This window comes from Pseudomonas sp. D4002, from assembly GCF_013385665.1.
Lineage (GTDB): Bacteria > Pseudomonadota > Gammaproteobacteria > Pseudomonadales > Pseudomonadaceae > Aquipseudomonas.
This window is the reverse complement of sequence record NZ_JACAPN010000073.1, coordinates 1-6,271: the sequence shown is the minus strand read 5'-3', so window position 1 is coordinate 6,271 and position 6,271 is coordinate 1. Positions and strand designations below refer to the sequence as shown.

Below are 6,271 nucleotides of genomic sequence, written 5' to 3'. Positions count from 1 at the left end.
CCGCTGTAAGAGCGGAACCCATATCAGCCGTTACCAAAAAAACGGATATGTACTCCGAGCCAAAAGCCGGAACCCATTTCAACACCTCTTATGGTCATTTATGGAAAAGTCAAAGTATCGAAAAGCAGGATTGGCCCTGGTGTTGACCGTCGCAGCGGGCCTGATTATCTACACCGTGCAGGCCCCCGCAGACGCGCCGCAATACCTGACCGCCACCGCCGAGCGCAGTGACATCGAAAACGCCGTCCTGGCCACCGGCCTGCTCGAAGGCGTCAAGCAGGTCGATGTCGGCGCCCAGGTTTCCGGCCAACTCAAATCCCTGAAGGTCAAGGTCGGCGACAAGGTCAAGAAGGGCCAATGGCTGGCCGAAATCGACCCGTTGATCCTGCAGAACACCCTGCGCAAAGCCCAGGTCGACGAAGAAAACCTCCAGGCCCAACGCCGCGCCACTGCGGCGCAACTCAAGGAAACCAAATCCGTCTACGAACGCTACCAGGGCCTGCAAGAGGACGAATCCGTGTCCCGCCAGGACTTCGAAACCGCCGAGTCCAACTACGAGGTACAGCGCGCCAACCTGATGTCCCTCGACGCCCAGATCAAAAGCGCCCACATCCAGATCGACACCGCCAAGATCAACCTGGCCTACACCCGCATCGTCGCGCCAATCGACGGCGATGTAGTGGGCATCGTCACCCAGGAAGGCCAGACCGTGATCGCCAGCCAACTGGCACCGGTGCTGCTCAAACTCGCCGACCTGGACACCATGACCGTCAAGGCCCAGGTCTCCGAAGCGGACGTGATCCACATCAGTCCGGGCCAGCAGGTGTATTTCACCATCCTCGGCGAGGCCGACAAACGCTACTACGCCAAATTGCGCGGTACCGAACCTGCCCCGCAGAATTTCCTCGAAACCCAGACCGCCGGCACCCCCAAGCAAAACACCGCGGTGTTCTACAATGCGCTGTTCGACGTACCCAACCCCGACCACCGCCTGCGCATCGCCATGACCGCCCAGGTGCGCATCGTGCTCGACACCGCCAAGGCCGCACTGACCGTGCCGGTGGCCGCACTCGGCCCGCGCAATGCCGATGGCAGTTTCCCGGTGCGGGTGCTGGACGCCAAGGGCAAGGCCAACACGCGGCAGGTGCAGACGGGCATCAACAACAACGTCAAGGTGCAGATCCTCGATGGCCTGGCCGAAGGCGACAAGGTGGTGATCGGCGACCCATCGCCTGCCGTGGCGGGGGGCTGATTGATGACTCAGCCACTGCTGGAGCTTAAAGGCATCGTGCGCAGTTTCATGGCCGGTGACCGCGAATTCATTGCGCTCAAGGGCATCGACCTGACCATCCACGCCGGGGAAATGGTCGCGATCACCGGGGCCTCGGGCTCGGGTAAATCCACCCTGATGAACATTCTCGGCGGCCTCGACTACGCCACCGCCGGCAGCTACAAGATCAATGGCATCGAAACCCGCACCCTGGGGGATGAGCAACTGGCCGAGCTGCGCCGCGACTACTTCGGTTTTATCTTTCAGCGTTACCACTTGCTCGCGCACCTGAGCGCGTTGCACAACGTGGAAATGCCGGCGATTTATGCCGGTACGCCGGAAACCGCCAGGCACAGCCGCGCCGGGGAATTGCTGGCACGCCTGGGGTTGTCGGGGCATTTGACCCATCGCCCGAGCCAGCTGTCCGGCGGCCAGCAACAGCGCGTGAGTATCGCCCGGGCCTTGATGAACGGCGGCGAAGTGATCCTCGCCGACGAACCCACCGGCGCCCTCGACACCCACAGCGGCAAGGAAGTGATGCGCATCCTGGCCGAGCTGCACGCCGCCGGGCACACGGTGATCATCGTTACCCACGACCCGAAAGTCGCGGCCAATGCCCAGCGGATCATTGAGGTGCGCGATGGCGAGATCGTCAGTGACCGCGCCAATCAGAGTGTCGGCCTCGACCTGCCCACCGAAGCGCCCATCGAGCCCAAGCGCAGCGGTGCGCGCAAGTTGGTGGCGAGCCTCGGGCTGTTCAAGGAGGCCTTCAACATGGCCTGGGTGGCGCTGATTTCTCATCGCATGCGCACCTTGCTGACCATGCTCGGCATTGTCATCGGCATCACCTCGGTGGTGTCGATCTCGGCCATCGGCGAAGGCGCCAAGCGCTATGTGCTCAAGGACATCCAGGCCATTGGCAGTAACACCATTGATATCTTTCCCGGCAAGAGTTTTGGTGACAGCCGTGCGTCAGCCATCGAGACGTTGTTGCCGTCGGATGTGGATGCGCTGAACCAGCTGTATTACGTCGACAGCGCCACGCCGGTGGTGGGGCGCAACCTATTGCTGCGTTACGGCAATATCGACCTGGACGCCCAGGTCAATGGGGTCAGCGATCGCTATTTCCAGGTCAAGGGTCTGAAGCTCGAAGCCGGAATTACCTTCAGCGAAAGCGACGCCCGGCGCCAGGCCCAGGTGGTGGTGATCGACCACAACGCGCGCCATCGACTGTTCGCGCCAGGCGTGGATCCGCTGGGCCAGGTGATCCTGGTGGGCAACCTGCCCTGTACGGTGATCGGGGTGACGGCCGACAACAAAAACATGTTCGCCGCCAGCAAGGCGTTGAACGTGTGGGTGCCGTACGAGACGGCAGCGGGGCGGCTGTTGGGCCAGCGTCATCTGGACAGCATCACGGTGCGCATCAAGGACGGCCAGCCGAGCAAGGTGGTGGAAGAGAACGTCACCAAGCTGATGTTGCAACGTCACGGCACCAAGGACTTCTTTACCAACAACCTCGACAGCATCATGCAGACGGTGCAGAAAACCAGCCGTTCCCTGGCGTTGCTGCTGTCGTTGATTGCAGTGATTTCGTTGCTGGTGGGCGGCATCGGGGTGATGAATATCATGCTGGTGTCGGTGACCGAACGCACCCGCGAAATCGGGATTCGCATGGCAGTGGGCGCGCGGCAATCGGATATTCGCCAGCAGTTCCTGGTGGAAGCGGTGATGGTCTGCCTGATTGGCGGGATGATCGGCATCTCGCTGTCATTCGCCATCGGCTATCTGTTTTCGTTGTTTGTGAAAGAGTGGGAAATGGTGTTTTCCCTGGGCTCGGTAGTGACGGCGTTTGCGTGTTCAACGTTGATCGGGATTGTGTTCGGGTTTGTGCCGGCGCGGAATGCGGCGCGGTTGGATCCGATTGAAGCCCTGGCCCGGGATTAGGCCGGGCAGAGATCAAAAAATGTGGGAGCGGGCTTGCTCGCGAATGCGGTGGATCAGTCACACATGTATTGACTGACACTGCGCATTCGCGAGCAAGCCCGCTCCCACATTTGTTCCTCGGTGTTCTAGAGAGTGGCGTTTTCTTCTGTGGAATACATCCACCGCATCAATGAATGCCGGCCACTGATGCCCATCTTGATCGCTGCCCGCTTGAGGTAGCTCTCGATGGTATTGACCTTCAGTGCCAACTGCTCCGCCAGTTCCGGTGCGGTACGCCCGGCCAGCAGCCCCACGCACACCTCAAGCTCCCGGCTGGACAGGGCCAGCCCCGATTGCGCGAGGCGCTCTTCAAAGCGCCGGCGCAAGGTGTCGATGCCTTGTTGCTGCGGCGCTTCGCTGTCCGGACCGCTGGGTTGCAGGGCGCTGATGTGTTTTTCAACCATCGGCAGCAGCAGGGAGGAGAAGTCTTGCAGGATGATCCGCTCCTGCTGGGAAAAACTTTCGCAGGGGTTGGAGCGATACACCGACAGCACGTAGCTGACGTCATCCTTGCGCCGGGTCAGGTGCAGTTGGGCGGCGGCCTGGGCCTCTTCCTGCCCTGGCAGCGGGTCGGTGTACACCGGGCTGACCCCCGTCATTCGCGAACTGCCGCCCTTGCGCGGTGAACTCACAGGCATTTGCGTGATGTGCGTGGCGTCGACCGCCAGTTGGGTGAGGATCAGGTCGTGCAGCATGCGCGGGAAATGCCGGCTGCCGGTGCTGGCGATGACTTTGCCAATGTGGGGGAACAGGTGTGAGTTCATCATTTCATCCATGAGTTTCAATGAGGGCGGCGTACAGGGCAGTGATCTCCATGACTGCCGCCTCGTATGCTAGTACAGGCTTTCGCAAACGGGCCAATGAATGGATCAAATTTTTTGCGGTGCAGGGCGCAACGGGAGAAGCCCGACCTTTTCAGGCCGGGCTATTGATAAACGTCGCGCCTGCCTGTGAATTTACTTCAAGCGTGATGAACGTTGTGTTGCACCGCCCGGGATTTCGGCTTTACGGCACAGGCCTCCAGGGCTTGGGCAACGTCGGCCAGCAGGTCGGCGACATCCTCAAGGCCCGCCGAGAGTCGCACCAGCCCTTCGGAAATCCCGTGGTGGGCGCGCTGCTCCGGGGTGTAGGTGGAGTGGGTCATGCTGGCCGGGTGCTGGGCCAGTGACTCCGCGTCCCCCAGGCTCACGGCCCGGGTGAACAGCTTGAGGGCGTTCATGAAGCGTCGGCCCATGTCGATGCCGCCCTTGAGTTCAAACGCGATCATGCCGCCGGATTGTTTCATCTGCCGCGCGGCCAGTTCGTATTGGGGGAAGGAGCGCAGGCCGGGGTAGGTCACCCATTCCACCAGGGGATGGGCCTGCAAGGCTTCGGCGATGGCCAGGGCGTTGCTGCAATGGCGGTCCATGCGCAGGGCCAGGGTCTTGAGGCCGCGCATCAGCAGGGCGGCGTCCTGGGGTGACATCACCGCACCGGTCAGGTCCTTGAGCCCTTGCAGGCGAATGCGCTGGGCCAGGGCCTGGCTGCTGACGGCGATGCCGGCGGTGATATCGCCGTGGCCACTGAGGTATTTGGTGGCCGAGTGCACCACCACGTCGGCGCCCATTTCCAGCGGGCGTTGCAGGTAGGGCGTGCAGTAGGTGTTGTCCACCACCACGGTGATCCCGGGTTGCCGGTGGGCGATCTCGGCGACGGCGGCGATGTCCACCAGTTGCAGGTTGGGGTTGGCCGGGGTTTCGAAGTAGATCATGCGCGTGGCCGGGTTGATGGCCTCGCTCATGGCGTTCAGGTCGGTGAGGTCGACGTGGCGCACCTTGATGCCGAACTCGCCGATGCCGTGGTGCAGCAGGGCGAAGGTGCAGCCGTAGAGGGTCTGGCTGACGATGATTTCGTCACCGGGGCGCAGCAGGGTCCAGAACGTCGCGGCAATTGCGCCCATGCCGGAGCTGAAGGCGACGGCGGCTTCGCCGTTTTCCAGGGTGGCCATGCGCGATTCCAGCAGGGCCAGGGTGGGGTTGGAGATGCGGGTGTAGAAGTGTCCGCTCTCTTCGCCGGCGAAGCACGCGGCTCCGTATTCGGCGGTGGGGAAGGCGAAGGTTGCCGACAGGTAGATGGGCGGCACGAGGGCGCCGTGGTGGTCCTGGGGGTCATAGCCGTGATGGATGGCGCGGGTGGAAAAGCCGAACGTGTTGTGTTTATTTTTCATGGTCGGACGCTCCTTATTTCCTACAATGCTATGCTTATAACGGCGGCTGAACGTTCCATAGTTTGCTGGGAAAAGCCGGTAGATTGGGATGAAAAACAATAAAAACGACGTTTTGAGGCAAGATATGCCCATGCATCTGGATCGGACTGACAAGGCACTTTTAAACGCCTTGCAGGGTAATGCGCGGTTGACGGTGGCGGAGTTGGCGGAGCGGGTGTCGCTGACCACTTCGCCGTGTTGGCGGCGGGTGAAGAACCTTGAGGACAGCGGGGTGATCGGCGGTTATCAGGCGATCCTGTCGCCCAAGGCGCTGGGGTATGGGGTGACGGCGTTTGTCAGCATCATGATGGATACGCACTCCCGGGAAGTTGCCCGGGCGTTTGAGCAAAGGTTGCTGGAGATTCCCGAGATTGTGGCGTGTCATAACGTTTCGGGGCGGTATGATTTTTTGTTGGAAGTGGTGGCGAAGGATCTGGAGTCGTTTGGGGAGTTTGCGCGGGAGGTGTTGCAGGGGTTGCCGTGTGTTAAGGAGATTTACTCGAGTTTTTCTTATAAGTCGGTGCGGCCGTTGCGGGTGATTCCTTTGCCGGAGTGATGGTGTACATATCCGTTTCTTCGGTAACGGCGGATTATGGTTCCGCTCTTACAGCGGGTCACTTTTGGCAAACGCCCCAAAAGTAACCAAAAGGTCTTTGCCCCACCACTCGGTGCCTCGCCTAGGCTCGGCATGCCCGCACTCCGGCCCGGTTCCGCGGGCCGCCGCGACGGGCCATCCATGGCCCGGCGCGGCTAAATCGGCATCCTTGCCGATT

The 6,271-nt window shown here is 61.3% G+C and carries 5 protein-coding genes; 3 read left to right on the top strand and 2 right to left on the bottom strand.

Annotation, left to right across the window (positions count from 1 at the left end):
• The first annotated feature begins 100 nt into the window (after nucleotides 1-100).
• Together macA and HX824_RS32325 are read left to right on the top strand one after the other, a co-directional pair.
• Nucleotides 101-1,252 carry a macrolide transporter subunit MacA gene (gene macA, locus HX824_RS32330; RefSeq protein ID WP_177020133.1) on the top strand — a complete coding sequence of 384 codons (1,152 nt, stop codon included), beginning with the start codon at nucleotides 101-103 and terminating at the stop codon, nucleotides 1,250-1,252.
• Nucleotides 1,253-1,255: 3 nt separating this feature from the next.
• Nucleotides 1,256-3,214, top strand: a complete 1,959-nt coding sequence (locus HX824_RS32325) for a MacB family efflux pump subunit (RefSeq protein WP_003212489.1) — start codon at nucleotides 1,256-1,258, stop codon at nucleotides 3,212-3,214.
• 125 nt (nucleotides 3,215-3,339) lie between these two features.
• Here HX824_RS32325 and HX824_RS32320 read toward each other — a convergent pair whose 3' ends face one another.
• Both HX824_RS32320 and HX824_RS32315 read right to left on the bottom strand, forming a co-directional pair.
• Entirely contained in the window at nucleotides 3,340-4,029 is a 690-nt protein-coding gene (locus tag HX824_RS32320) for a helix-turn-helix transcriptional regulator (RefSeq protein WP_177029470.1), read from the bottom strand.
• Between the two features lie 185 nt (nucleotides 4,030-4,214).
• Nucleotides 4,215-5,459: a methionine gamma-lyase gene (locus HX824_RS32315; protein WP_177056102.1), complete on the bottom strand. Its 1,245-nt coding sequence runs from the start codon at nucleotides 5,457-5,459 to the stop codon at nucleotides 4,215-4,217.
• A gap of 124 nt (nucleotides 5,460-5,583) precedes the next feature.
• On the opposite strand from HX824_RS32315, the gene HX824_RS32310 reads away from it, so the two are divergent.
• Nucleotides 5,584-6,054 (top strand): Lrp/AsnC family transcriptional regulator, encoded by a 471-nt coding sequence (locus HX824_RS32310; protein ID WP_008430161.1) that lies wholly within the window; start codon nucleotides 5,584-5,586, stop codon nucleotides 6,052-6,054.
• Nucleotides 6,055-6,271 lie beyond the last annotated feature (217 nt).

Bases quoted from the DNA above. Each gene is read 5' to 3' on its own strand.
- HX824_RS32315 (WP_177056102.1), bottom strand. From the start codon at position 5,459: ATGAAAAATAAACACAACACGTTCGGCTTTTCCACCCGCGCCATCCAT.
- HX824_RS32325 (WP_003212489.1), top strand. From the start codon at position 1,256: ATGACTCAGCCACTGCTGGAGCTTAAAGGCATCGTGCGCAGTTTCATG.
- HX824_RS32320 (WP_177029470.1), bottom strand. From the start codon at position 4,029: ATGGATGAAATGATGAACTCACACCTGTTCCCCCACATTGGCAAAGTC.
- macA (WP_177020133.1), top strand. From the start codon at position 101: ATGGAAAAGTCAAAGTATCGAAAAGCAGGATTGGCCCTGGTGTTGACC.
- HX824_RS32310 (WP_008430161.1), top strand. From the start codon at position 5,584: ATGCCCATGCATCTGGATCGGACTGACAAGGCACTTTTAAACGCCTTG.